The sequence below is a fragment of the Neorhizobium sp. T6_25 genome (genome assembly GCF_002968555.1).
Lineage (GTDB): Bacteria > Pseudomonadota > Alphaproteobacteria > Rhizobiales > Rhizobiaceae > Neorhizobium.
Genome location: NZ_PVBL01000003.1, coordinates 65,606 through 87,425, shown reverse-complemented (window position 1 = coordinate 87,425; position 21,820 = coordinate 65,606). Strand labels below are relative to the sequence as shown.

Sequence of the window (21,820 nt, the reverse complement as noted above, 5' to 3'; positions counted from 1 at the left end):
CCGGGAGGGTCAAGACCATCTCGCGGCGAGCGCTGGCTCCGGGAACCGATCCCGCCGAGGAAACGAGCTATCGTTGTGGAAGCATGAAGCCGCCGAAAAAGGCGCCGAGCTCCGCGTGGGCATCGAGCGGCAGGACATGCGCGATATACTGGTCCGGCCGCACCAGGACCATGCAACCTTGTTCCCGGTCGATGCCGCGCATGTCGAAAATGTCATGGCCGCTCTTGAGGTCGGGGCAGAACATCTTTTCGTAGTCGCAGAGTTCGTAGCGGCCCTTCCGGGGCAGCAGGAAAGTCGGCATGGCTTCGACGGCAAGCGTGCGGTGGGTCTGCTGGAAGACGGCGCGGAAATCGATCACCGCGTCGATGTCGGCACCGGAAGGTGTATGTCTCTTCACCGGCGAGGAGGGGGAGTCCGCCAGGAAATCGCAAAGCGCCCGCAGGCGCGATGAGGGTGCCGCACGATCCTCCGCTCCGGCGAAGGCATAGATGCGCCAGCGGCCGTCCGCCTTCGCGACGTGGCCGAGCTGCATCGGCTTGGCATCGACCAGCCGGATCACCGGCGCCGAATGGAACCGCGTGCCGATCGTCAACCCCCTGGCGAGATGCTGGTGGATCGATTGGCCGGTGAGCACTGACGGCATGTAGCGGGTCGCCGTGCCCGCGGTATAGCGTCCGGACCGGACGAAATATTTCTGGACTTCCGCCGGCTCGACGCCCTCGCCGTCCGGATCATCCGGCGATTTCAGCGGTGCGCTCAGCATGGCCGACCATTCGCGGTCGAAATCGATCAGTTCCTTGGCGATGGTCTGGCGTTCGGCGGAATAGCTGTGCAGCAGCTCCGGTCCGCTCCGCCCCTGCAGCACGGCGGCCAGTTTCCAGCCGAGGTTGAACCCGTCCTGCATCGAGACGTTCATGCCCTGGCCTGCCTTCGGGCTGTGGGTGTGGCAGGCGTCGCCGGCGATGAACACGCGGGGCAAGCGCTTCCCGATCGCGTCTTCGGCCACGTCGTCGAACTTGTCGGTGAGGCGCTGGCCGATCTCGTAGACCGACCACCAGGCGACCTCCTTCACCTCGAATGTGTAGGGATGCAGGACACGCTGCACGGCCGCGATCAGCTTGTCGACGGTGATGTTGCGGCTCGCAACCCGCTCGTTTTCGTTGAGCTTGTCCAACTCGACATAGATGCGGACCATGTAGCCGCCTTCGCGCGGGATCAGCACGATGCTGCCTTCGCCCGCGGACTGGATCAGTGCTTTCAGACGAATGTCGGGAAAATCGGTAACGGCCAGCACATCCATGACGCCCCAGGCGTGATTGGCGGAATCGCCATGCAGCGCCCGCCCGATCGACTTGCGCACCGTGCTGCGCGCGCCATCGCAGCCGGCGACGTAGCGCGCCTTGACGGTCTCGATCTCACCTTCGTGGGAGGGATCGAGACGCTCCAGCCTCGCGGTCACCGGATAATCAGAAGCGGCCGGGTCTGTCTCGACGTCGATCAGGCGCCGCGAATAATGCGGCTCGAGCCTGGAGGGCGATTTGCGCATGACGTCGAGGAAGAAATCCTGCACCCGCGCCTGGTTGAGGATCACATGCGGGAATTCGGAAAGCCCATCCTCGGTATCGTCGATCCTGCCGCTGCGGATGATGTTTTCGCGTTTTGCGTCGTCGGGCTTCCAGAACGAGGTCTCGTTGACCCAGTAGGATTCCTGGAGCACCCGCTCGGCAAAACCGAAGGCGTGGAACATTTCCATGGTGCGGCAGGCGATGCCGTCCGCTTGGCCGCGCAGCAAGGGGCCGGATCTCTGGTCGACGATGCAGATCCTGATATCGGGAAAGGCGGAGAGCTGCGCCGCGAGCGTCAGGCCCGCCGGACCGCAGCCGACGATCAGGACATCGACTTCGGCGGGAAGCGGTCCCTTGTCGGCGGGCGTGCTGTATCGATCCTCCGGATGAAAGATTTCCGGGTCGCCAGGCTCGAACCCATTCAGATGGAATTGCATGGAACCAGTTTCCTCCGCATGTTTCGCTGGGCGCCCGCGGAAACGGATTCGGCGGGTTCCATATTGATCAGTATGCTGATCATCAGTATAGGTGTCAAGCTTGCGGCGATTTTGGAGAATCTGGTGAAAGACAATGATGACATGCCGGGGCATCTGGCCCGCCGGTTTCAGCAGATCGCGGTGGCGGTCTTTCATGCCGAGGTGGAGCAAGCCGGCTACGACCTGACACCTGTCCAATATGCGGCGCTCGCGGCGATCAGCACCAATCCCGGGATCGATCAGGTGACGCTCGCCGGGCTGATCGCCTACGACCGCACGACGATTACCGGGGTCATCGACCGGTTGGTGCAGAAAGGCCTGCTGGTGCGCAATGCCAGCACCAGGGACAGGCGCGCCCGCGAATTGCAGATCACCGACGAGGGTCGCAAGACCTTGAGCGGCGTCGCGCCGGTGGTCGAGGCGGCGCAGGAACTCATGCTGCGCGGGTTGACGGCGGAGGAGGGCGACGAACTGCTGCGGCTTTTGCGCAAGGCGATTGCCGCCGGCAACGAGCTGAGCCGCGCACCGTTGCGCGAGGTTTCGGACACCGCCAAGGCCAAGCCGGCCACATGACCCGCTACAGACGCTGCTTCGAGCAAGGCGCTCCTCGGCTGCCGGGCAAGCCGCGTGCCCGATCCCGCTCGGTTAACCTTTTGTTGACCATATTGGTCGAGCCTCCTCTGTCGGCACGCCAGCCGTAACTTGGATACAGCAGGGAGAAGAGCATGACGCTCGTGACATTGCCCAACAAGATCGTGCGAAACAGCCACCACACCGTTCTGGTGATGCGCGACGGCAGCACATGCCAGGCCGTCTGCGTCGTCAACGACGGCAGGATCGGCGACGTCTGCTCCAAGCTCGGCCTTATCGAAAGCATCGCCAGCAGCAAGCTCGATCACGGCGAAGTGGCGTTCGACGGCCGCGTCTGGATCACCCATTCCGACATGCCGCGTCCACTGCATGCGAGCCGCCACTAGGTCTTACCCCGCGAGCGAACGAAACATCCGGCCCCCGAGCTTACCCAAGGGCCGGATATTTGGGAGGTATCAGCGGAAGAGGTCGAGAATACGTTTCGACTGTTCGTTGACGATGCTGAGGCCGATCGTCTGGAGCTGCTGCTGCACCTTCGTGGCGGCGAGCTTTACGGCGCTCTCTTCCATGTTGGCATCGACGAGGCGCCCGACGCCGCGATCGATCGCATTCTGCAGCTTGGAGAGGAATTCCGTGTTGGCGCTGATGCGGCTCGAGGTGGATCCGAGCTTGGCGCCGGCGGAGGTGAGGCTCGAAAGCATGCTGTCGGTGGCGGAGATCATGCCATCCAGCTCGTCTTCGGTGGTCGAATTGGAGATCTTGATTTCGCTGGCGGTTGCCGAGCCCTGCGATCCCGTATCGAGGAGGTAATATTCGTAGGCGGTGCCGTTGTCGGTCGTGCCCGAATAGGCCTTGGTCAGAAGGCCGTCGGCGGCGTCGCCGCTGCTTGCCAGCGTCGTCGAGGCGGTATCGAAATCGATCGTGTTGAGGGCCGTGGTGCCGTCCGGGTTGGTCGATGCGGACGCGAGCAGCGACTTGACGCCCGGCGTCCCGGCGGAACGCAGCCAGTTCTCGCCGTTGAAGGAGGACGATTCGGCGACCGTGCCCAATTGCTCCTTGAGCTGGCTGATCTCCGCATTGATGGCGTCGCGATCCACGCCCGGCGAGCGTGCCAGGATGAGTTTCGCCTTGATCTCGGAAACGAGGCCGGTTGCGGCCTCCATGCCGAGCGATGCGGTATCGGTCAGCGCGGCGGCAAGGCCCGATGCGTCCTCGACCGCCGAGAGGGACATGCCCGTCGAACGCATCGACGTGGCGATCGACCAATAGGCGGCGTTGTCGGATGCGGTATTGACGTTGCGCCCGGTTGCCACCTGGATCGTGTTACGCTCCAGCGCCTTGGCGGAGCCGGTCAGCAATAACAGCGCAGAAGCCGCCGACTGATTGTAAGAAATGCTGCTCATGAAGCGTCTCGCAGGTGGGAAGGACACGTTACGGGCTCAGGCAGTGAAGATCGGCGTCATGCCCTTGAGCTGTCGCCGCGTTGGCGCACGAACCCATCACCTGCAATCACCTTGCACGAGCGAGATTTCAAAGCATTTGCAGGATTTATTAAGGTTTTAATGATTGGCGGGTTTGTTGAGGGGCGGGATGTGGCGCAAACGCCTTGAGTGCGGCGGTCAAGAGAACTTGCCCGCCGCACGAGTTTTCAGCCCTTCGGCGGAAAAGGATCGTTGCCGTAGGAATTCCGCTCGCGAATGCGACCGTTTTCCCCATGGATCAGCATTTCCGTACCCTGGTTCTGGGCAATGCCACGGGCGATGCCGATTGCCTCGCGCTGAGTTTCGACAACCTTAGTCGCGCGCCCAGAGCCTGCACCTTTGACAGCCCAGCCTTCAGGGTGGGGTACAACGTGTTGATTGCGGTTCTTTGTCATTTCAGAATCCCTTCGAGGTGAAGAAAGGCCGGTGCGTGTACCGGCCTTCAAGCTTCATGCCGAGCGTTTGGCCAATGCCGCTCCACGGCTTCCGACGTGCTTCCGCTCCTTGAGAACTTCGTTCACTCGGGCGGGATTGACGTCAAAACTTCCAGCAATCCGGTTCTGGAACTCGCCGTTCCAGTGGCGAAGCCAGATCTGGATGGCGTCATCGAAAGTGAGCGTATAGCTCGGCTTGTCGTTATCGTTCATGGGACGATCCTTTCGTTTCAATTGGTTGCCCTCTTGAAACGGAGACCGGGAAATGCGATTCTGACTAGGCACGGTTCAGAGATCGGCATTCCCAGTTCATCCGTCCAACGGATTCGGGCTTGTCCGCTGACACCACGGGTCACATTGCAGGTTGGTTGCCGCCTTCCTGTTTTGTGGCCCTTTTTGTTACTGCCAGCCGCGACGGCGCTCTTGGTGCAGTTGGCTATTTCTCTTCTCATCGAGCTCTCCATGTGAACTGGGGCTTTCTACCTGAGCTTTTTGGCCCAAGAAGCTTTTACCGATGCCCTACCGAGATCAGTCAGAACATAACTCCCGCGCATCATTGCAGGACCCTTTCTGTAGGTCGCCATGCCTCTCTTTTCCAAAGTTCGGTGGCTGACGAGATTGCGAATTACCTGACTTAACCGATCGTCCGTTCTACCCTTTAAGGGCAGCAAGTCTTCGGGTTTGGGCTTAATGAGTTCTCGGAGCTTCTTCGCAAGCACGGAAATTTCGAGCCCAATATCCTCGTCACCATATCTTGCTATCAGCGCGATTGCCGGATCGATCAAGTCTGCTTCCTTAGTTCTCATCGTTAATCATGTAGCTGTTTAATATCCTTACGATATTTTCTATTCCGACGAATCCGAATCCCTTTATATAGGATTCGTTAACTATAATCTAGTCCCCCTATGTTCCGATTAAAGCACAAAAAAAGGAGGCCGAAGCCCCCTTTCACAATGCGATTGCTCTGCTCTTAATCGTCCTTCATCTTCAAGGCGGCAATGAACGCTTCCTGCGGGATGTCGACCTTCCCGAACTGCCGCATGCGCTTCTTGCCTTCCTTCTGCTTGTCGAGCAGCTTGCGCTTGCGGGTGGCGTCGCCGCCGTAGCATTTTGCGGTCACGTCCTTGCGCATCGCCGAGATCGTTTCGCGGGCGATCACGTTGCCGCCGATCGCGGCCTGGATCGGGATCTTGAACATGTGCCGCGGGATCAGGTCCTTGAGCTTCTCGCACATGTCGCGGCCGCGCTTTTCGGCAGCCGACCGGTGGACGAGCATGGAGAGCGCATCGACCGGCTCGCCATTGACCATGATCGACATCTTCACGAGGTTGCCTTCGCGATAGCCGTGCAGATGGTAGTCGAACGAGGCATAACCCTTGGAGATCGACTTCAGGCGGTCGTAGAAATCGAAGACCACTTCGTTGAGCGGCAGCTCGTAGGTGAGCATGGCGCGCTTGCCGACATAGGTGAGTTCGGTCTGGATGCCGCGGCGGTCCTGGCAGAGTTTCAGGATACCACCGAGATAGTCGTCGGGGGTGAGGATCGTCGCCTTGATCCACGGTTCCTGGATTTCCGAGATCTTGACCACGTCCGGCATGTCGGCCGGATTGTGCAGCTCGCGCTCGGAACCATCGGTCATCGTCAGCTTGTAGACAACCGAGGGTGCCGTGGCGATCAGGTCGAGGTCGAACTCGCGTTCCAGGCGCTCCTGGATGATTTCCAGATGCAGCAGGCCGAGGAAGCCGCAGCGGAAGCCGAAGCCGAGCGCTGCGGACGACTCCATTTCGAAGGAGAACGAGGCGTCGTTGAGCCGCAGCTTGCCCATCGCAGCGCGCAGGTCCTCGAAATCGGCCGCATCGACGGGGAAGAGGCCGCAGAACACCACCGGCTGGGCCGGCTTGAAGCCCGGAAGCGCATGCGCCGTCGGCTTCTTGTCCTCGGTGATCGTATCGCCGACGCGGGTATCGGCCACTTCCTTGATCGAGCCGGTAAAGAAACCGATCTCGCCAGGGCCGAGGCTGTCGACGGCGAGCATTTTCGGGGTCAGAACGCCAACGCGCTCCACCTGGTATTTGGCGTCGGTGCCCATCATGCGGATGGTCTGGCCCTTGGTCAGCACGCCGTCGAGAATGCGCACCAGAACCATGACGCCGAGATAGGTATCGTACCAGCTGTCGACCAGCAGCGCTTTCAGCGGGCCTTTTTCGCCGAGTTCGCTCTTCGGCGGCGGCAGCTGGTGGACGATCGCTTCCAGCACGTCCGGAATGCCGAGGCCCGTCTTTGCCGAGATCAGCACGGCCTGCGACGCATCGATGCCGATCACTTCCTCGATCTGTTCGCGGATGCGGTCGGGTTCGGCCGCCGGCAGGTCGATCTTGTTGAGGACGGTGACGATCTCGTGGTTGTTGTCGATCGCCTGATAGACGTTGGCGAGCGTCTGCGCCTCGACGCCCTGGGATGCGTCGACGACCAGAAGCGAACCTTCGCAGGCCGACAGCGAACGCGACACTTCATAGGCGAAGTCGACGTGGCCGGGCGTGTCGATCAGGTTCAGAATGTATTTTTCGCCGTTGTTCGCCTGGTAGTGCAGGCGCACGGTCTGGGCCTTGATGGTGATGCCGCGTTCCCGCTCGATATCCATCGAGTCCAGCACCTGTTCCGACATGTCGCGCTCGGCAAGACCGCCGGTCGTCTGGATCAGCCGGTCGGCCAGCGTCGACTTGCCGTGGTCGATATGCGCCACGATCGAGAAGTTGCGGATATGGTCAAGCGGAGTGCGGGTGGAATTGGTGCTCATGGCTCGCGCATATAGCAGCGCGAATCCCTGTCGCAAAGCGGAAAGATAACCTTTCGTTGAGGATAAAGCCCGGTAGCGTGGGCTATTTGCCGGGCTTTTCGGTCTCCGGACCGGTCATGACGGAGGCGTTCGGAAGCTGGGCGCTCCTGAGCCCGACATTCTCCCGTTCGTCGGCGGGCACGCCCACGCGTTCCTTGAGGCGCCAGATCACGTAGGCCCCATAGGCGATCGCGACCAGGATCACCGCATAGATGAAGGTGTGCTGGCCGAAAGCGGGGGTGAGCAGCGTCACCCCGAGCGGCACGATGGTCGCCGCCGTCGACCAGGCGACCAGCAGCGTCGAGGAGAGCGGCACGAAATCGCCGGGATCGGCCCGGTCGTTGGCATGCGCGTTGGCGACCGAATAGACGGTCTCGACTGCGCCGCCGAAGACGAGGAAGACGAGCATCAGGACGATCATCATCGAGAAGGAGACGAACAACGCCGCGGTGCCTGCCGCGACGATCAGCGCGCAGGTGATCAACAGCACGAAACGGCGGTCGATGCGGTCCGACAGCATGCCGAGAGGATATTGCACGAACAGCAGACCGGTCTGCATCACCAGCATCAAAAGCGCGACATCCGTCTGCGCCACGTGGCTGGTGGTGGCATAGATCGGCACGAAGCCCTGGATCACCATCGAAAGCCCGCCCGACGCGAGCACGCCGATCAGCCCGACCGGCGAGATGCGCCAGGCCATTTTGATGTCGACATTGACATTGGCCGGCGCCGGCGGGTTCGGCAGGCGGGTCAGCCCGATCGGCAGGATGGCGAGCGCGGTGACGAACACCACGGCGAGCGGCGCCAGATTGCCGTCCGTCGGAATACGACCGAACAGCCAGGCGCCGGCGCCGAGCCCTAGCACGAAGGACATGTAGAAGAACGACATCGACCGGCCGCGCCACTCGTTGGAGGCGGCGTGGTTGAGCCAGCTCTGGGCGATGATGAAATTGACGTTGGAGGCCGCCCCGTAAACGCCGCGTGCCAAAACCCACCAGATCGGCGGCGGATTGGTGGCGATCAGCACGGCGGCGATGATCACCATCGCCATCGAGCAGGAGAACAGCCGCGCATGGCCGACCCGGCGGATCAGCGGCCCGCCGACGATGCAGCCGATCAGGCCGCCGAAGGCGAGCGTCGGGACCGCGGCACTGGCGGCCCAGGAGGAGCCGCTCTCCGTCAGTACGAAAGGAACATAGGCGGACATGATGCCGCTGCCGATGGCGGCAATCGTCATCGAGACGACGATGCTGGCGATCGACAGGGGCGACGCCGTCTCGATGGTCTGGCCGTTCATCTCATCTCTCCGGAAGCATGGGATGTCGGCGGTTTCCGCCGACTTGAAGCCCGATGCTGTTCCATAACCGATGGACCATGACAGGAGCTATCGCGGAAGCGCCATCGCTTGTAAAATTCGATAGTTCCACCATCTTCACGCTTGATTCCATGATAAGAGAATGCAATTCTCAAATAATGGAAGCGACGGATCATGATATCGAGAACGCGATCAGCGAGCGGCTGAAGAGCCTGCGCGCCCGGGCGGGATTGACGCTGGACGAACTGGCGAACCGCTCCGGCGTCAGCCGTGCGATGATTTCCCGGATCGAGAGGGCGGAGGCGAGCCCGACCGCCGCGCTGCTGGCAAGGCTGTCGGAGGCGCTCGGCCTTTCCCTCTCGGCATTCTTCGCCGATGACGAACCGCAGAACTCGCCGCTCAGCCGCAGGGCGGAGCAGAAGCTCTGGCGCGATCCGCATACGGGCTATCTGCGCCGCTCGGTTTCGCCATCGGGCACACCGTCGCGCGTCGATATCGTTGAGGTGGATTTTCCAGCCCATGCGCGGGTCAGCTTCCCGCCGCGGGAGGAAAGCCGGGTGATGACCCAGCACGTCTGGCTCTTCGAGGGCGTGCTGGAAATGGTCATCGGCGAGACCGTCCATACGCTTCATCCCGGCGATTGCCTCTTCATGGATATCGGCGCCGCCTTCGACTTCCACAATCCATCCGACAAGCCGGCCCGGTATGCCGTCGTCCTTGACCGCGGCCGCTAATTCTTTTCAAGACGCCAGGAGCCTTTTCAAGATGACCATCACCATCCGCATCCTCAATGCCGGCGAAACCCGCGCCGCCATAACCGATCTCTCCGAGACCCTGTCCGACTGCGTCAACGGCGGGGCTTCGCTCGGCTTCATGCTGCCTTTCGCGCCGAAGGATGCGGTCGGCTATTGGCACGAGATTGCCGATGCGGTCGAGAAAGGCGGCGTCATTCTCGCGGTGGCCGAAGTGGAGGGCAAGGTCGTCGGCACGGTGCAGGTGGGCCTTGCCTCGAAGCCGAACCAGCCGCATCGTGGCGACCTGATGAAGCTCCTCGTGCATCGCTCCGCCCGCGGGCTCGGCCTGTCTCGCAAGCTGATGGACGCGGTGGAAGCGGAAGCCGCCCGGCGCGGCCGTACGCTTCTGGTGCTCGACACGGCGACCGGCAGCGATGCGGAAAAGATCTATCCGCGCTTCGGCTGGGAGCGGGTCGGCGTCATCCCGGATTATGCAATGTGGCCGGAAGGCGGTTTCTGCGCCACCACGCTGTTTTACAAGCGGGTTGCTTGAAGTCATCGATCTTTCACTTGGATGGATCCGTATTTTATGCGAGCTATCGTCCAAATGACGCGGGAGGTGTCGCATGCGGTCGCTCGTATATGTCCTGGCCGGCGTGTCGCTGCTTTTGAGCGGCGCGATCTTCGGCTTCTTTTATGCCTGGGTATGCTCGACCATGTGGGGGCTTGATGCGGCCGATCCGGTGGTCGCCATCGAGGCGATGAAGGCGATGAATTCATCGGTGCGCAACATGGTGTTCGCGCCGGCCTTCTTCGCCACCAGTCCGCTCCTGCTCATCACAGCTCTTCTGGCCTTCTTTTTGGGGTTGCGAGGCCCGGCTGCGGCTTTCGCGCTGGCGGCCGTTGTTTATCTGATAGGCGGTCAGGTGCTCACCATGACCATCAATGTGCTGATGAACGAGGCGCTGGCGGCAACCGCGATCCCGACCGATACCGACGGCGCGCGGCGCCTGTGGCAGGAATATTCGCAACCCTGGCAGTGTTGGAACGTCGTCCGCACCATCGCCAGCGGCGTCTGCCTCCTGCTTGCGGGGCTCGGGATTGCGTTACTTGGACGGGAAGAATCCAAGCGCAGCCGGTTTGGTTGAACCCAAGAAAAACCGGCGAAACTCTTCTGCCCCACCTCGCTTTCTTCTTGAAAATCACGTCATATGCACTGGCGCCGATTGATCCGGCGCTTCTGAAGAGGGGCTTTATGTTTATACTCAATTCTGTGTCGGCCGTGCGCCGTGCAGCCGCGCTGACGCTTGTCCTGGCCACCTGCTCGGGAGCCGGCCAGGCCGTGTCTGCCGACGTGAGCTTCGTGATGCGCAACGAGCATCCGAATGCCGTCGAGGTCGAGCTTTACAGCCAGGACCGCAAACATGTCTGGCCGGGCGGCAACCAAGTCTACTATCTGGATGACGGCGAATCCAAGCAGATCCACCTCTCCTGCAAGCAGGGCGAGAACATCTGCTACGGTGCCTGGGTCTCCGGCGACAAGCAGACCTATTGGGGCACCGGTCCGGGCAACAAAGAGAGCTGCGAAGATTGCTGCTATGTCTGCGAAGGCGGCGAGACCGAGGAAATCAACCTGGTCGAGTAAGCAGGGACCGAAACAGGATCGGCCGCGCTGTCGGCCGATCCATTCCGTTCAGCGGAATTTTCCCAGCAGGCTACGGGCTCCGTTCAACGCTTTTCCGTCAGGAAATAGAGGAAGGCAATGACCGGCAGGGCAAGGCCGAGCGAGGAGGCGAGCAGCCAGCCGCCTTCGGCAAAGGCCCAGGCGCCGACGGCGGAGCCGATCGCGCCGCCGCAGAAGAAGGTCGCCATGTAGAGGCCGTTGAGCCGGCTTCTCAGGTCCGCGCCGAGATTGTAGATCGAGCGCTGGCCGATCACGAGCGTCATCGTCACCCCGAAATCGAGCAGGATGGCGGCTAGCGTCAGGAGCGCGAGCGCTGCGGTGGAACCTTCCGGTGCGATATGGGTGATCAGGAAGGCGACGGCGACGGCGGCGATGCCGAATATCGTCGCAGGCTTCCCGAGATCCCGGTCGGCAAGGCGTCCGGCGATCGGCGAGGCGATGGCGCCTGCGACGCCAGCCAATGCAAAGAGCGCGATCCCGGCCTGGCTGAGGTGGAAGGCGGGGCCGGCGAGAACCAGCGGCGTCACCGTCCAGAACAGGCTGAAGGTGGCGAACTGGCAGGCCTGGTAGAATGCCCGGCGGCGCAGGACCGGCTGGGTTGCGTAAAGGCGGCCCATCGATGCGAGCAGGGCGACATAGGAGAGCTTCGTCTGCGGCATGCGCTTCGGCAGGCGGGCGGCAAGCACGAAGCCGAGCCCGATCATGACAGCTGCCGACAGGAAGAACACGACGTGCCAGGAGGAGAACTCGGCAATGAAGCTCGAGACCGGCCGGGCCATCATGATGCCGATCATCAGCCCGCTCATGACATTGCCGACCACCTGGCCGCGATTGGCGTCGTTCGCCAGGCTGGCGGCGAACGGCACGATCATCTGTACGGCGGTGGAGCCGACTCCGATCGCCAGCGACGCGGCGAGGAACGGAATGGATGCGCTCGACAGGCCGGCGCCGAGCAGCGCCACGGTGGCGACGCCGATCATGGTGAGGATCAGCCGGCGGTTTTCGAGAAGGTCGCCGAGCGGCACCACCAGCAGCAGGCCGAGGCCGTAACCGATCTGCGTCAGCGTCACGATAAGCCCCGTCGCGTGCGCCGGAAGGCCGATCGAGGCGGCGATCGGGCCTGCCAGCGGCTGGGAATAATAAAGATTGGCGGCGATGAGCCCGCAGGCCGCGGCCATTACGAAGGTCATGGCGGCGGACAGTCCGGAAGCGGCCGCCGGCGTGGCCATCGTTGCGCTATTGGTGGTCATGAGAAGCTCCTTGGGAGGAAGGATCGGATTGAAATCAGTCGAGAAGTTTCATGGCCGTATCGACCACGGAAAAGGCACGGTCCCGGTTTGGACCGGTCTTGCCCAGCACCCTCAGGCCTTGCGTCACCGAGAGCAGGACGTGGGCGGTGGTGAGCGGGTCGATCGTCGGCGGAATGGAGCCATCCGCCTGGCCTTCGCGGATGAGCCCGTCGATCATGGCTTCGGTACGGGTCATGGAGCGCTCGACCCGTTCGGCGGCTTCGGCATCGTAGACGGCAAGCTCGATCGCCGTTCCGACGACCAGGCAGCCGCGACGCCCGCTTACGCCATGCGAGGCTTCGGCATAGAAGCGCAGCATGCGGGAAACCTTGTCGCGGCCGTTCGCGCCTTCGGCCAATTCCTGGTCGAGAAGTGCGTTGCGGACCTGCTTATAGCGATCGAAGCTCGCCAGAAAGATCGCCTTCTTGTCCTTGAACGCCTTGTAGAGACTGCCGGCGGCAAGCCCCATGGCGTCCTTCAGTTCCGAAATCGAGGCGGCGTGATAGCCTCTCTCGGAAAAGACGACGATCGCCTTGTCGAGCGCTTCTTCGATCTCGAATTCGCGGGGGCGGCCCGGCGGGCGCGTCGCGGTGTTGATATCCATGACGTCGGCTTGATTAGGAAACGATCGTTCCCCAATAAGGCCGTGTTTGCGCTTCGTCAAGAGCAAAGCCCTGTTCGTGGCATGTCGCTGCCGGCCTTTGCGGTCCGGTCCGGCGAATTAAAGGGGAACACTTGGCCCAGCGGACGGTTACCTATCTGTCACCAACCCCAAAGCTGGAGGCAGATATGAGCAAGAGTGACGTACAGGAAGCCGTAAAACGCGCCGAACGGCAGGTCGAGAACACCAGTGCCGGTGGCCACCTCGGCGGCACCTACTACGGCCAGAACCCGGACGGCAAAACGGCATCGACGAATACCAATGTCGGCAAGAACCGTCCAAACACCGGCAGCAGCTAGGACGTCACCACGATCAACAGATTTGGAAAGCCCCGCCGCGTGCGGGGCTTTTTTGTTGTAGGCTGAAAATCCGGTTGCGAAAAAAATCGGTTGGGTCTGTCGGGGAGGAGAGGAGCCGAACGTCCTCGGTTCAAGGATGGGGGTCGCGATGCTGCGAAGTCTGTCCGGATTTCGGAACCTGTGACCTAGGGGAATAGACATGAGTGGCAATTATCGTTGGGTGATCGTCGCTGCCGGCGCCTTGATGGGCTGCGTCGCCGTCGGCACGATGTTCTCGCTGGCCATCTTTATCGAGCCGATCGCCAAGGCGACCGGCTGGTCGCGTGCCGGCATTTCAAGCGCCATGACGCTCAACTTCGTCGTCATGGGCCTCGGCGGCTTCATGTGGGGCACGTTGAGCGACCGGTTTGGCGCCCGTATCGTCGTGCTGATCGGGGCCGCACTTCTCGGTCTGGCGCTGGTGCTCGCCAGCCAGACGCAAAGCCTCATCGCCTTCCAGCTGATCTATGGTTGCCTGATCGGGCTTTCCGCCAGCGCTTTCTTCGCTCCGATGATCGCCGTCACCATGTCCTGGTTCGACGAGCATCGCAGCCTGGCTGTCTCGCTGGTTTCGGCCGGCATGGGCATGGCGCCGATGACCATTTCGCCTTTCGCCCGCTGGCTGATCACCGCTTATGACGACTGGCGCCTGGCGATGCTCTTCATCGGCATCGGCGCCTGGACACTGCTCCTGCCGACTGCTTTCCTGGTCCGCAATCCGCCGGCCGTGTCGGCTGCGGGCGGCGGCGGCTCCGAACCTCAGGCCGAAGGTTCGGGCATGCCGCTGTCGCGGGTGTTCCGTTCGCCGCAGTTCCTGGTGCTCGGCTTTACCTTCTTCGCCTGCTGTGCGGCCCATTCCGGGCCGATTTTCCACATGGTGAGCTATGCGATGTTCTGCGGCGTGGCGCCGATGGCGGCGGTCAGCATCTACAGCGTCGAAGGCGCGGCTGGCCTCGGCGGCCGCATTCTGTTCGGCGTGCTTGCCGACCGGCTGGGCGTCAAACCGGTGCTGATCGGCGGGCTGATGATCCAGGCGGCGGTCATCGCAGCCTACACGATGGTGACCGATCTCGGCCAGTTCTACACCCTGGCGGTGATCTTCGGCGGCACCTATGGCGGCGTGATGCCGCTCTATGCGGTGCTGGCGCGAGAGTATTTCGGGCCGAAGATCATGGGCACCGTGTTCGGCGCGGCGACCATGCTGTCGAGCCTCGGCATGGCCTTCGGACCTCTTGCCGGCGGCTGGGCCTTCGATCATTTCGCAAACTATGACTGGCTGTTCTTCGGCTCGGCACTGGTCGGTCTCGGGGCTGTGGCGATCGCTCTCGCCTTTCCGCCGCTGCCGCGCCAGCCGGCGCAGCTCCAGGCGGCCTGAGCAACTCCCGGACTGTGAGCCGCACAGCAAAAAGCCCGGAAAATTCCGGGCTTTTTGAAGTTCAGTGATCGGCTGGGGCCTTGCGGCCCTTGGCTCGAGCCGGGGCCGGAGCAGGCTCCGCGGCTTCGCGTTCGAGACGAAGCTGCCTCAACTTCTCGGTTTTCTTTTCCCGCTGGGTCGCTTCCGCACTAATGATAGAGCGCGCGGTGTGATCTGTCGCAGCGGCTTTGTCACGCGCGGAAAGCTTGGTGGGATTGAAGAATTCGTCCTTGGTAGCGGCCATAATATCCTCCTTCCTGATGGGATGTCCGTGCGGCTGACAAGTTATCCGCGCGCCGGACGGACCACTTTCTTGGGAGCCGGCAGGAGGCCTTCGCGCTGCATCTTCTTGCGCGCCAGCTTGCGGTAGCGGCGAACGGCTTCGGCCTTTTCGCGTACCCGCTTTTCGGAGGGCTTCTCGTAGGCGCTGCGCGCCTTCATCTCGCGGAAGACGCCTTCGCGCTGCATCTTCTTCTTCAGCACCCGGAGTGCCTGCTCGACGTTGTTGTCTCTGACTAGAACCTGCAAACTAAATCCTTTCCATTGCGGGCAGATCCCGCGTTCGATCAAAGTGTTGAATCACTTGCCAATGCGAATGCTCGACGGCTTCAGCCACGGTCCGCTCGGAGCGTCGGCGCAAGCCTCGTCCTTCTTGGCGGACGATGCGGTCTCGGAAGTGTCGATATCACTTTCAACGATCCGGCGCTCGAAATTCTCGCTGCCGAAACGTACTCTATATTGGTTTTCACCGCGATCGGCTGCCGGCAAAAGGCCCACGACGCGGCATGTCCGGTCGCCAGTGGCGGTCCGGGTAAGGCCTGCCTTGAGGACGATGTTATCGCCTATGGCATAGACATTTGCGCTCATCGTGTTCTCCTTGGACCGGCCGAAAGCCGGGGCAAAACAAAAAGGCCGGGCGTTACCCCGACCTCTTCCCGTCATTCAAGCCGTCGCTGCCAGTACATCCGTGGTCAGCCGAGGCGAATGACATCCTTATGCGGCCCGGAGGTTGTCGGCGGAGCTCTTGCCGGACTTGCGGTCGCGAACGATCTCGTAGGAGATCTTCTGACCTTCCGTCAGGGAAGACATGCCGGCACGTTCAACAGCAGAAACGTGAACGAAAACGTCCGTCGCGCCGTCATCAGGCTGAATGAAGCCAAAACCCTTGGTGCTATTGAACCACTTTACGGTGCCAGTATTCATAACGATTTCCTTTCAATCGTTAGAGATTGCGGACAGTATTCCGCCCGCTTTGATCGATATTTGAGAGGAAATCTGACTGAGCACCAGGCCCGTGAACAAAGGTCGCAAGCAATTTTCGATAGCGTCAATATAAGCTTTATCCGTTGATAATCAATGCTGCCACGGAGATTTAATTTTCCGGGCGCTCAACGGCCATGACGATCTGCTCAATCAACGGCATGATTTTACGATGCAATATTGAAAATAGCAACCGCTTTGGCCGGTTTGGAAGCCGATGCTGACGCATTGGCGACCGTTTTTCAAACGCCAAGCCCGAGGCTCGCTCCGGGCTTGGCGCATGTCATTGCGATGGGACGGTCAGAGCGTGCCGGCGCGCTGCTGCGTCATCATATAGGTATCGTAGGAATATTCGGCGATCTGGGCCCAGAGATAGGCGTCTTTCTTGAATGCCTGCTGGCTGTCGTAGATCTTCTTGAAAGCCGGGCTCTTGGCCGAGAGTTCGGCATAGGTCTCCATTGCCGCCTTGAAGCAGACATCCATGATCTCACGGCTGAAGGGCTTCAGGATCGCGCCTTCGGCGACGAGCTTCTTCAATGCCGTGGCGTTGTGGGCATCGTAATTGGCGAGCATGCTCATGTTGGCCGCGGCGCAGGCGTCGGTGACGATCTGCTGGTAGCTTTTCGGCAGGCCCTTGAACTTTTCGAGATTGAAGAAGGCATGCATGGCCGGCCCGCCTTCCCACCATGCCGGGTAGTAGTAATATTTGGCGACCTTCACGAAGCCGAGCTTCTGGTCGTCATAGGGACCGACGAATTCCGTGGCGTCGATCGTGCCTTTTTCGAGCGCCGCGTAGACGTCGCCGCCGGCGATCTGCTGCGGGGTGACGCCGACCTTCTGCATCACCTGGCCTGCGAGGCCGGCAATGCGCATCTTGAGGCCCTTGAGGTCATCGATCGTGTTGATTTCCTTGCGGAACCAGCCGCCCATCTGGGTGCCGCTATTGCCGGCGGGCAGGGCATAGAGGTTGCGCGGGGCCAGGAACTCGTTGATCAGGTCGTTGCCGCCGCCTGCCGTGAACCATGCGTTGGTCATGCGGGCGTTGAGCCCGAAGGGAATGGCGGTGCCGAGCGCAAACGCCGGATCCTGGCCGATGTAATAATAGGAGCAGGTATGGGCCATCTCGACCGTGCCGTTGGCAACCGCGTCTGCCGCCTGCAGCGGCGGCACGATTTCGCCGGCCCCGAATGTCTGGATGGTGAATTTGCCGTCAGTGGCGTTCCTGACGCTGTCGGCGATCTGGTTGGCGGCGTTGAAGATGATGTCGAGGCTCTTCGGAAAAGAAGAAGTCAGTCGCCAGTTGACCCTGGGGCTTTCCTGGGCAATCGCCGGGGCGGCAAGCGCGGTTGCGGCAGCGGCGCCGACCCCGGCCGTGGCGGCCTGCTTGAAGAAATGTCTGCGATCCATGAAATCCTCCTCGAAGCGAAGTGTGCGCGGCCTGTCCGGGCTCTCGGTTCGCTCATAATCCTTTCATTTCGGGAACGGCAAGGAAATTCCGAAAGGTCGCACTGGTGCCCGGTCGATCTCAAGGCCGACCGGGCAATGGCGCTCACTAATCAGATCACCAGGGGAGAGTTTGAGCGTCGAAGAAATAGCCGGCCGTCGGGCCGTCTGGACCCAGCGTGGCAAGCCGCACCGGTGCTTCGGCCGCCTGTTCGACGGTGCGATAACCCGAATGGCCGTTCATGTCGGTCTTGGTGTAACCCGGATCGGCCGCGTTGACCTTGATACCGAAGGGCGCCGCCGCCTTGGCGAACGACACGGTAACGGCATTGAGCGCTGTCTTGGACGAATTGTAGCCCAGCGCATTGATGGCGTAGAACTGGTTTTGCGGGTCGAGCAGAGCCTGGAGCGAGCCGAGTTCACTGCTCAGCATGACGACACGCCCTGCGCCGGATGCCTTGAGCAGGGGTAGCGCCGCCTGGGTGATGCGGATCGGCCCGAACGTGTTCACCTCGTAAACCGCCTTTACGACGTCGATCGGCTCGTCGAAGGGCTGGTGCGTAAAGCTGTCGGCAATGCCGGCATTGTTGATGAGCGCGTCGAGATGGTCGGTCTGGCGGCTGAGTTCCGCGATCGCCGAGGTGACGCTTTCGTCGCTGGTGACGTCGAGCTGCAGGACATGCGCGTCGAGCCCTTGGTCGCGCAGTTTTTGCGCCGCTTCTTCGCCGCGGCCGACATCGCGGCTGCCGAGCCAGACGCGATATCCCTCGGTGGCGAGCCGTCTTGCGATCTCGAAGCCGATGCTCCTGTTGGCGCCGGTGACGAGTGCTGTCTTCTGTTTGGTCATGGGCAATGCTCCTGTGGTTGCAGGCCACAGATGGAGGCATGGATGGTCTGGGCGTGAGCCAAGAACTGCCGATTTCTTGCCTAATCCTCCCGACTGCGGCTTTTGCATCGGCGGTAGCTCTTGCGCCCGAGGCGGTCTGTTGGCATCTCAAGGGCATGACGAAGCCCATGGATGAAATCCGCAATCTGGTCTCGCGCCATGCTGTCGGCCGCCGCACCGAAACGGCGGTGCCGCGCCTTGTCATCATGAAGGGAACGAACCCGACCAGCATGCTGCCGAGCGTCTACGAGCCGATGCTTTGCCTTGTTCTGCAGGGATCGAAATGCGTGGTGATCGGCGACCAGGCGATGCATTACGACAGTGCGAGCTATTTCGTCTCCTCCGTCGAAGTGCCGGCCTCGGGGCAGATTGTCGATGCGAGCCCCGAACAGCCCTATCTTGCGCTCAGCCTGACGCTCGACATGGCCGCGATTGCCGAAATCCTGATCGACATGCCTGACGACGCCGTTGTCTGCTGCGGCGCCTGTTTCGGGGTGAGCCCCGTGACGTCGGAACTGGCCGAGGCCTTCCTGCGCTTTACCCGGCTGATCGAACGCCCGCAGGATGTCCGTGTGCTCGGTCCGCTGCTCGAGCGGGAAATCCTCTATCGGCTGCTGCAAGGCCCGCAAGGGGCGGCGATCCGCCAGCTGGTGCGGCCGGAGAGCCGGCTCGGCCATATCCGCAGGGCAATCGGCCATATCCGCACGCGCTTCGATGCGCCGCTGAGAGTCGACGAACTGGCGCGGGTTGCGGGCATGAGTGTTTCGGTCTTTCACCGCCACTTCAAGGAGGTGACCGCCATGAGCCCGATCCAGTACCAGAAGAGCATCCGCCTGCACGAGGCCCGCCGCCGGCTGTTGGCGGAAGCGGGCGATACGGCGCGGGTCGCCTTTTCAGTGGGATACGAGAGCGTCACCCAGTTCAGCCGCGAATACTCCCGACAGTTCGGCGCCTCGCCGGCTCGCGATGTCGGCCGCCTGCGCGACAGGATGGTTGGCGATGCCGAACTGGTCGAAGGCTGACAAGCGAAAAGCCCGGAGGTTCGCTCCGGGCTTTTGATATTCAACCTCAATCGATGATTACAGCGTGCCCTTGCGCTGCTGCACCATCATGAAGGTGTCGTAGCTGTATTCGGCGATCTGGTTCCACAGATAGCCTTCCTTCTTGAAGGCCTGCTGGCTATCGTAGATCTTCTTGAAGGCGGCGTTCTTGGCGTTGAGTTCGGCATAGACTTCGAGCGCAGCCTTGTAGCTGGCTTCGAGGATTTCCGGGCTGAACGGCTTCAGGACGGCGCCTTCCGAAACGAGCTGCCGCAGCGCTTTGGCGTTGCTGGTGTCGTAGCGGGAAAGCATGTTCTGGTTGGCATTGGCGCATGCATCCTTGATCATGCGCTGGTAGCTCTTCGGAAGAGCGTTGAACTTGTCCTTGTTCATGAAGGCGTGGACGGCCGGTCCACCTTCCCACCATGCCGGATAATAGTAGTACTTGGCGACCTTCACGAAACCGAGCTTCTGGTCGTCATAAGGGCCGACAAATTCGGTGGCGTCGATCGTGCCCTTTTCAAGCGCTGCGTAGACGTCGCCGCCGGCGATCTGCTGAGGCGTGACGCCGAGCTTCTGCATCACCTGGCCTGCGAGGCCGGCAATGCGCATCTTGAGGCCCTTCAGGTCCTCGATCGTATTGATTTCCTTGCGGTACCAACCGCCCATCTGGGCACCGGTATTGCCGGCCGGCAGCGCGAAGAGATTGTAGCCGCCAAGGAAGTCGTTGAGCAGCTCGTTGCCGCCGCCGACCGAGAACCACGCATTGGTCTGGCGGGCGTTGAGACCGAACGGAACGGCCGTGCCGAGCGCAAAGGTCGGGTCCTTACCGATATAGTAATAGGCGCAGGTATGCGCCATTTCGACGGTGCCGTTGGAAACGGCGTCCGCTGCCTGCAGCGGTGGCACGATTTCGCCAGCGGCAAAGGTGTGGATCGTAAAGTTGCCGTCCGAGGCTTCCTTGACGCTTTCGGCGATGTCGGTGGCGGCGGACCAGAGAATGTCGGTGTTCTTGGTGAACGACGAGGTCATCCGCCAGGTGATCTTCGGGGATTCCTGGGCAATGGCAGGCGCCGCGAGCGCGGTCGCTGCGGCGGCGCCCACGCCGGCGGTCGCGGCCTGCCGGAAGAAGTTTCTGCGGTTCATGGGATCTATGCCTTCTAAACTTTGGGAGGTGCCCGGAATTTGGCCCGTGCGGCGCAGCTCATAGTCCTTTCATTTCGGGAACAGCAAGAAAAAAATCCGGAATATTACGCTGCATCGCAGCAATCTTTCCGGATATTGCGCCCGTCGTTCCCGGTGCCTTTAGTTCGCGGGCGAGGGAAAAATCCCTTGAAGTTTTCCGATGACACGTTAGTTTAGAATTATTCTAATAAGAGGTTTTCATGCTCGCCCGCCTTCTTTCCAGTTCCAAGCGCCCATTCGCCTCCCTCGACGAGAAGGAAATCCTGGCGCTTGCCATTGCTTCGGAAGAGGAGGACGCGCGGATCTATCTCGCTTATGCGGACAATCTCAAGGACCAGTTCCCGGCCTCCGCCAAGGTGTTTGAAGACATGGCGGAGGTCGAGCAGACCCACAAGAACATGTTGATCGAGATGTTCCGCTCGCGCTTCGGCGAGCGCATCCCGCTGATCCGCCGCGAACATGTGCGTGGTTTCTACGAGCGTAAGCCGGATTGGCTGACCCGCAACCTGCCGCTCGACACTATCCGGGAACAGGCGGAAGCCATGGAGCGACAGGCTTTCCGGTTCTATACCGAAGCGGTAAAGCAGGTTTCCGACGCCTCGACGCGGCAGCTGCTCGGCGATCTGGCGATTGCCGAGCAGGGGCATGAGGATATCGCCCGGATGCTCGGCGACAAACATGTGACCGACGACGTGAAGACCGAGGAAGACGAGACCGCCCGCCGCCAGTTCATCCTCACCTATGTGCAACCGGGTCTCGCCGGGCTGATGGACGGTTCGGTCTCGACGCTGGCGCCGATCTTCGCGGCGGCCTTCGCGACCGGCGACACCTGGTCCACCTTCCTGATCGGCCTGTCGGCCTCGGTCGGTGCCGGCATTTCCATGGGCTTTACCGAAGCCGCCCACGACGACGGCAAGATTTCCGGACGCGGTTCACCGACCAAACGCGGGTTTGCCTCCGGCATCATGACGGCGCTCGGCGGCCTCGGCCACACGCTGCCTTACCTCATTCCGCATTTCTGGACCGCGACCATCGTCGCCGCGATCATCGTCTTCTTCGAACTCTGGGCGATCGCCTTTATCCAGAACCGCTACATGGAAACACCGTTCCTGAGGGCAGTCGTCCAGGTGGTGTTCGGCGGATCGCTGGTGCTCGCCGCAGGCATCCTGATCGGGAATGGGTGAGGCG

At 61.6% G+C, this 21,820-nt stretch carries 26 protein-coding genes; 10 read left to right on the top strand and 16 right to left on the bottom strand.

What is annotated here, in order from left to right; translation table 11 throughout:
- Window positions 1-67: 67 nt before the first annotated feature.
- Complete coding sequence (locus tag C5L10_RS04960) at window positions 68-2,002, bottom strand: FAD-binding monooxygenase (RefSeq protein WP_105428754.1); 1,935 nt, start codon at window positions 2,000-2,002, stop codon at window positions 68-70.
- A gap of 123 nt (window positions 2,003-2,125) precedes the next feature.
- On the opposite strand from C5L10_RS04960, the gene C5L10_RS04955 reads away from it, so the two are divergent.
- Both C5L10_RS04955 and C5L10_RS04950 read left to right on the top strand, forming a co-directional pair.
- Window positions 2,126-2,614: a MarR family winged helix-turn-helix transcriptional regulator gene (locus tag C5L10_RS04955; protein WP_105428957.1), complete on the top strand. Its 489-nt coding sequence runs from the start codon at window positions 2,126-2,128 to the stop codon at window positions 2,612-2,614.
- A gap of 152 nt (window positions 2,615-2,766) precedes the next feature.
- Window positions 2,767-3,018, top strand: coding sequence for a hypothetical protein (locus C5L10_RS04950; protein WP_046667282.1), 252 nt, complete (start codon window positions 2,767-2,769; stop codon window positions 3,016-3,018).
- A gap of 69 nt (window positions 3,019-3,087) precedes the next feature.
- On the opposite strand, the gene C5L10_RS04945 is transcribed toward C5L10_RS04950, so the two are convergent.
- The 6 genes from C5L10_RS04945 to C5L10_RS04920 form a co-directional block, all read right to left on the bottom strand.
- Window positions 3,088-4,035 (bottom strand): flagellin, encoded by a 948-nt coding sequence (locus C5L10_RS04945; RefSeq protein ID WP_105402383.1) that lies wholly within the window; start codon window positions 4,033-4,035, stop codon window positions 3,088-3,090.
- A gap of 245 nt (window positions 4,036-4,280) precedes the next feature.
- The gene (locus C5L10_RS04940; RefSeq protein ID WP_105428753.1) at window positions 4,281-4,508 is read right to left on the bottom strand and encodes a DUF2188 domain-containing protein; all 228 of its coding nucleotides are present in this window, start codon (window positions 4,506-4,508) and stop codon (window positions 4,281-4,283) included.
- A 54-nt stretch (window positions 4,509-4,562) separates the two neighbouring features.
- Window positions 4,563-4,760, bottom strand: coding sequence for a hypothetical protein (locus C5L10_RS04935; RefSeq protein ID WP_105428752.1), 198 nt, complete (start codon window positions 4,758-4,760; stop codon window positions 4,563-4,565).
- Window positions 4,761-5,026: 266 nt separating this feature from the next.
- Window positions 5,027-5,332 (bottom strand): hypothetical protein, encoded by a 306-nt coding sequence (locus C5L10_RS04930; RefSeq protein WP_172716914.1) that lies wholly within the window; start codon window positions 5,330-5,332, stop codon window positions 5,027-5,029.
- Window positions 5,333-5,517: 185 nt separating this feature from the next.
- Window positions 5,518-7,344 (bottom strand): translation elongation factor 4, encoded by a 1,827-nt coding sequence (gene lepA / locus C5L10_RS04925; RefSeq protein ID WP_046667286.1) that lies wholly within the window; start codon window positions 7,342-7,344, stop codon window positions 5,518-5,520.
- 82 nt (window positions 7,345-7,426) lie between these two features.
- On the bottom strand, window positions 7,427-8,680 hold the full coding sequence (locus tag C5L10_RS04920) for an MFS transporter (protein ID WP_105428750.1): 1,254 nt from the start codon (window positions 8,678-8,680) through the stop codon (window positions 7,427-7,429).
- Between the two features lie 176 nt (window positions 8,681-8,856).
- Here C5L10_RS04920 and C5L10_RS04915 point away from each other — a divergent pair, with 176 nt between their 5' ends.
- The 4 genes from C5L10_RS04915 to C5L10_RS04900 all read left to right on the top strand — a co-directional run bounded on the left by C5L10_RS04915 (window position 8,857) and on the right by C5L10_RS04900 (window position 11,077).
- Entirely contained in the window at window positions 8,857-9,432 is a 576-nt protein-coding gene (locus C5L10_RS04915; protein ID WP_205837020.1) for an XRE family transcriptional regulator, read from the top strand.
- A gap of 31 nt (window positions 9,433-9,463) precedes the next feature.
- On the top strand, window positions 9,464-9,985 hold the full coding sequence (locus tag C5L10_RS04910; protein ID WP_105428749.1) for a GNAT family N-acetyltransferase: 522 nt from the start codon (window positions 9,464-9,466) through the stop codon (window positions 9,983-9,985).
- A gap of 73 nt (window positions 9,986-10,058) precedes the next feature.
- A complete protein-coding gene (locus tag C5L10_RS04905; RefSeq protein ID WP_105428748.1) occupies window positions 10,059-10,580 on the top strand; it encodes a DUF1772 domain-containing protein in 522 nt (173 codons plus the stop codon).
- A 107-nt stretch (window positions 10,581-10,687) separates the two neighbouring features.
- Entirely contained in the window at window positions 10,688-11,077 is a 390-nt protein-coding gene (locus tag C5L10_RS04900) for a hypothetical protein (RefSeq protein WP_105428955.1), read from the top strand.
- Between the two features lie 83 nt (window positions 11,078-11,160).
- Here the strand turns inward: C5L10_RS04900 and C5L10_RS04895 are convergent, their stop codons facing one another.
- A complete protein-coding gene (locus C5L10_RS04895) occupies window positions 11,161-12,345 on the bottom strand; it encodes an MFS transporter (RefSeq protein WP_105428954.1) in 1,185 nt (394 codons plus the stop codon).
- Window positions 12,346-12,400: 55 nt separating this feature from the next.
- Window positions 12,401-13,009, bottom strand: coding sequence for a TetR/AcrR family transcriptional regulator (locus tag C5L10_RS04890; RefSeq protein ID WP_105428747.1), 609 nt, complete (start codon window positions 13,007-13,009; stop codon window positions 12,401-12,403).
- Between the two features lie 185 nt (window positions 13,010-13,194).
- Between C5L10_RS04890 and C5L10_RS33525 the strand changes: the two genes are divergently transcribed.
- Complete coding sequence (locus C5L10_RS33525; protein ID WP_167551681.1) at window positions 13,195-13,365, top strand: hypothetical protein; 171 nt, start codon at window positions 13,195-13,197, stop codon at window positions 13,363-13,365.
- Between the two features lie 199 nt (window positions 13,366-13,564).
- On the top strand, window positions 13,565-14,779 hold the full coding sequence (locus C5L10_RS04885; protein WP_105428746.1) for an MFS transporter: 1,215 nt from the start codon (window positions 13,565-13,567) through the stop codon (window positions 14,777-14,779).
- 61 nt (window positions 14,780-14,840) lie between these two features.
- Here C5L10_RS04885 and C5L10_RS04880 read toward each other — a convergent pair whose 3' ends face one another.
- The 6 genes from C5L10_RS04880 to C5L10_RS04855 all read right to left on the bottom strand — a co-directional run bounded on the left by C5L10_RS04880 (window position 14,841) and on the right by C5L10_RS04855 (window position 18,368).
- On the bottom strand, window positions 14,841-15,062 hold the full coding sequence (locus C5L10_RS04880; RefSeq protein WP_046603001.1) for a hypothetical protein: 222 nt from the start codon (window positions 15,060-15,062) through the stop codon (window positions 14,841-14,843).
- Between the two features lie 41 nt (window positions 15,063-15,103).
- Window positions 15,104-15,346, bottom strand: a complete 243-nt coding sequence (rpsU, locus tag C5L10_RS04875; protein WP_038548258.1) for a 30S ribosomal protein S21 — start codon at window positions 15,344-15,346, stop codon at window positions 15,104-15,106.
- 51 nt (window positions 15,347-15,397) lie between these two features.
- Complete coding sequence (locus C5L10_RS04870; protein ID WP_046630247.1) at window positions 15,398-15,685, bottom strand: hypothetical protein; 288 nt, start codon at window positions 15,683-15,685, stop codon at window positions 15,398-15,400.
- Window positions 15,686-15,811: 126 nt separating this feature from the next.
- Window positions 15,812-16,021, bottom strand: a complete 210-nt coding sequence (locus tag C5L10_RS04865) for a cold-shock protein (RefSeq protein WP_007770461.1) — start codon at window positions 16,019-16,021, stop codon at window positions 15,812-15,814.
- A 357-nt stretch (window positions 16,022-16,378) separates the two neighbouring features.
- Window positions 16,379-17,485: a TRAP transporter substrate-binding protein gene (locus C5L10_RS04860; RefSeq protein WP_105428745.1), complete on the bottom strand. Its 1,107-nt coding sequence runs from the start codon at window positions 17,483-17,485 to the stop codon at window positions 16,379-16,381.
- A gap of 154 nt (window positions 17,486-17,639) precedes the next feature.
- Window positions 17,640-18,368, bottom strand: a complete 729-nt coding sequence (locus C5L10_RS04855) for an SDR family oxidoreductase (RefSeq protein WP_105428744.1) — start codon at window positions 18,366-18,368, stop codon at window positions 17,640-17,642.
- A gap of 155 nt (window positions 18,369-18,523) precedes the next feature.
- Here C5L10_RS04855 and C5L10_RS04850 point away from each other — a divergent pair, with 155 nt between their 5' ends.
- Window positions 18,524-19,429 (top strand): AraC family transcriptional regulator, encoded by a 906-nt coding sequence (locus C5L10_RS04850; protein ID WP_105428953.1) that lies wholly within the window; start codon window positions 18,524-18,526, stop codon window positions 19,427-19,429.
- Between the two features lie 57 nt (window positions 19,430-19,486).
- On the opposite strand, the gene C5L10_RS04845 is transcribed toward C5L10_RS04850, so the two are convergent.
- A complete protein-coding gene (locus C5L10_RS04845; RefSeq protein WP_105428743.1) occupies window positions 19,487-20,593 on the bottom strand; it encodes a TRAP transporter substrate-binding protein in 1,107 nt (368 codons plus the stop codon).
- 239 nt (window positions 20,594-20,832) lie between these two features.
- Between C5L10_RS04845 and mbfA the strand changes: the two genes are divergently transcribed.
- On the top strand, window positions 20,833-21,816 hold the full coding sequence (mbfA, locus tag C5L10_RS04840; RefSeq protein WP_105428742.1) for an iron exporter MbfA: 984 nt from the start codon (window positions 20,833-20,835) through the stop codon (window positions 21,814-21,816).
- The last annotated feature ends 4 nt before the right edge of the window (window positions 21,817-21,820 follow it).

Excerpts from the sequence above, each read along its gene's own strand:
- C5L10_RS04845 (WP_105428743.1), bottom strand. The coding sequence starts at position 20,593 with ATGAACCGCAGAAACTTCTTCCGGCAGGCCGCGACCGCCGGCGTGGGC.
- C5L10_RS04885 (WP_105428746.1), top strand. The coding sequence starts at position 13,565 with ATGAGTGGCAATTATCGTTGGGTGATCGTCGCTGCCGGCGCCTTGATG.
- C5L10_RS04940 (WP_105428753.1), bottom strand. The coding sequence starts at position 4,508 with ATGACAAAGAACCGCAATCAACACGTTGTACCCCACCCTGAAGGCTGG.
- C5L10_RS04895 (WP_105428954.1), bottom strand. The coding sequence starts at position 12,345 with ATGGCCACGCCGGCGGCCGCTTCCGGACTGTCCGCCGCCATGACCTTC.
- C5L10_RS04865 (WP_007770461.1), bottom strand. The coding sequence starts at position 16,021 with ATGAATACTGGCACCGTAAAGTGGTTCAATAGCACCAAGGGTTTTGGC.
- C5L10_RS04900 (WP_105428955.1), top strand. The coding sequence starts at position 10,688 with ATGTTTATACTCAATTCTGTGTCGGCCGTGCGCCGTGCAGCCGCGCTG.
- lepA (WP_046667286.1), bottom strand. The coding sequence starts at position 7,344 with ATGAGCACCAATTCCACCCGCACTCCGCTTGACCATATCCGCAACTTC.
- C5L10_RS04870 (WP_046630247.1), bottom strand. The coding sequence starts at position 15,685 with ATGAGCGCAAATGTCTATGCCATAGGCGATAACATCGTCCTCAAGGCA.
- C5L10_RS04935 (WP_105428752.1), bottom strand. The coding sequence starts at position 4,760 with ATGAACGATAACGACAAGCCGAGCTATACGCTCACTTTCGATGACGCC.
- C5L10_RS04960 (WP_105428754.1), bottom strand. The coding sequence starts at position 2,002 with ATGCAATTCCATCTGAATGGGTTCGAGCCTGGCGACCCGGAAATCTTT.
- C5L10_RS33525 (WP_167551681.1), top strand. The coding sequence starts at position 13,195 with ATGAGCAAGAGTGACGTACAGGAAGCCGTAAAACGCGCCGAACGGCAG.
- C5L10_RS04920 (WP_105428750.1), bottom strand. The coding sequence starts at position 8,680 with ATGAACGGCCAGACCATCGAGACGGCGTCGCCCCTGTCGATCGCCAGC.
- C5L10_RS04910 (WP_105428749.1), top strand. The coding sequence starts at position 9,464 with ATGACCATCACCATCCGCATCCTCAATGCCGGCGAAACCCGCGCCGCC.
- C5L10_RS04850 (WP_105428953.1), top strand. The coding sequence starts at position 18,524 with ATGACGAAGCCCATGGATGAAATCCGCAATCTGGTCTCGCGCCATGCT.
- C5L10_RS04890 (WP_105428747.1), bottom strand. The coding sequence starts at position 13,009 with ATGGATATCAACACCGCGACGCGCCCGCCGGGCCGCCCCCGCGAATTC.
- C5L10_RS04880 (WP_046603001.1), bottom strand. The coding sequence starts at position 15,062 with ATGGCCGCTACCAAGGACGAATTCTTCAATCCCACCAAGCTTTCCGCG.
- C5L10_RS04915 (WP_205837020.1), top strand. The coding sequence starts at position 8,857 with ATGGAAGCGACGGATCATGATATCGAGAACGCGATCAGCGAGCGGCTG.
- C5L10_RS04860 (WP_105428745.1), bottom strand. The coding sequence starts at position 17,485 with ATGGATCGCAGACATTTCTTCAAGCAGGCCGCCACGGCCGGGGTCGGC.
- C5L10_RS04855 (WP_105428744.1), bottom strand. The coding sequence starts at position 18,368 with ATGACCAAACAGAAGACAGCACTCGTCACCGGCGCCAACAGGAGCATC.
- mbfA (WP_105428742.1), top strand. The coding sequence starts at position 20,833 with ATGCTCGCCCGCCTTCTTTCCAGTTCCAAGCGCCCATTCGCCTCCCTC.
- C5L10_RS04945 (WP_105402383.1), bottom strand. The coding sequence starts at position 4,035 with ATGAGCAGCATTTCTTACAATCAGTCGGCGGCTTCTGCGCTGTTATTG.
- C5L10_RS04905 (WP_105428748.1), top strand. The coding sequence starts at position 10,059 with ATGCGGTCGCTCGTATATGTCCTGGCCGGCGTGTCGCTGCTTTTGAGC.
- C5L10_RS04950 (WP_046667282.1), top strand. The coding sequence starts at position 2,767 with ATGACGCTCGTGACATTGCCCAACAAGATCGTGCGAAACAGCCACCAC.